This is a genomic window from Mesorhizobium sp. M7A.F.Ca.CA.002.05.1.1 (assembly GCF_003998335.1).
GTDB lineage: Bacteria > Pseudomonadota > Alphaproteobacteria > Rhizobiales > Rhizobiaceae > Mesorhizobium.
In genome coordinates this window covers 1-1278 of record NZ_RZQI01001258.1, presented here as the reverse complement: position 1 = coordinate 1278, position 1278 = coordinate 1, and the positions used below count along the sequence as shown (strand labels likewise).

2 protein-coding genes are annotated in these 1278 nt (G+C 59.3%); both read right to left on the bottom strand.

What is annotated here, in order from left to right:
• On the bottom strand, positions 1-404 hold a 404-nt coding region (locus EN939_RS34680), incomplete at its 3' end, for a hypothetical protein (RefSeq protein ID WP_206528435.1).
• 381 nt (positions 405-785) lie between these two features.
• The coding region (msrA, locus tag EN939_RS34675; protein ID WP_127271877.1) for a peptide-methionine (S)-S-oxide reductase MsrA at positions 786-1278 on the bottom strand (493 nt) is incomplete at its 5' end.

The following is a 1278-nucleotide window of genomic DNA, read 5'->3' as shown; positions in this document are numbered from 1 at the left end:
TCGGGGAGCAGCGCCGGGTGGAGGTTGACCCCGCCTTTGGAAAAATGGCCAAGAACCTCTTGAGGGATCAAGACAGGCAAAGTGTAGCAGACCAGCACATCGGCGCGGAGGTCAGACAATTGGCGACCAAGCGCATTCCAATCGTAAGGGCGGCCAAATTCGATCAACTTGACAGTCGTGTTACCGACAAACCGCCTGAGCAGCAGCTTGCGTTGAAGCCTTCGTCGGAAATTGCCGATGCTGAAACCGGTGGGACGACGCCGGAACCCGGGCACGATGATCGCGCCAATTGCATTTCCAGCCTCTAGCCAGCCGGCGAGCAGAGGCCCCGTATGGTTAGAGATATCGAGGACAAAAACGGCTGTGATCGGCTCCGAGTGATCGGTCGATTCGATCGGCCTCATCTTCGGCGGCTCAAACGGGCCGACAGATCAGGGCGAGCTTGTCAGGTCGGCTGAGTGGAAGGCGATGCCAAGGCAGTGACAACCGAAAGACGCTCGCGTTTTACAAACACTGGCTTTTCGCAGATTTTCTTCACGGCCCGTCTCCCGAAATCAGCTCTTCCTGCGCAATTGGACTGCGATACGGCAGGCTGTCAACCACCTGACCGTGTTTGCCTACCGCATCCGCATTCGCCGTTGACGAAGGCGTTCGAAGAGCGCTCGGATATTGTGAAAGCTCAATGGCCGACGCGACACGGTGCGCTGACTGAAAGGGGTTTGGATGCGATGACCTGCTCGACGACACCGTCGAGCAGCAATGCAGGGCAAATCGCAGTTGCGAATCTACGAAACCGCCGTCTCGCGAACCGGCAGCTTCCAGCCTGGCCTGACGAAGTGGCAGGTGTATCCGTTGGGATACTTCTCCAGATAGTCCTGATGCTCGGGCTCGGCTTCCCAGAACGGACCAACGGGTGCGACTTCGGTGATGACCTTGCCCGGCCACAGGCCCGAGGCATCGACATCGGCGATGGTGTCCTCGGCGACGCGCTTCTGTTCGTCGCTGGTGTAATAGATCGCCGAGCGATAACTCGTCCCGACATCGTTGCCCTGGCGGTTGCGGGTCGTCGGATCGTGGATCTGGAAAAAGCGTTCCAGCAGCGTGCGATAGCTTATGATGGCCGGATCGAAATTGATCTCGATGGCTTCGGCGTGGGTGCCGTGGTTGCGGTAGGTGGCGTTGGGCACGTCGCCGCCGCTGTAGCCGACACGGGTGGAGATGACGCCGGGATAGCGCCGTATCAAATCCTGCATGCCCCAGAAACAGCCGCCGGCAAGG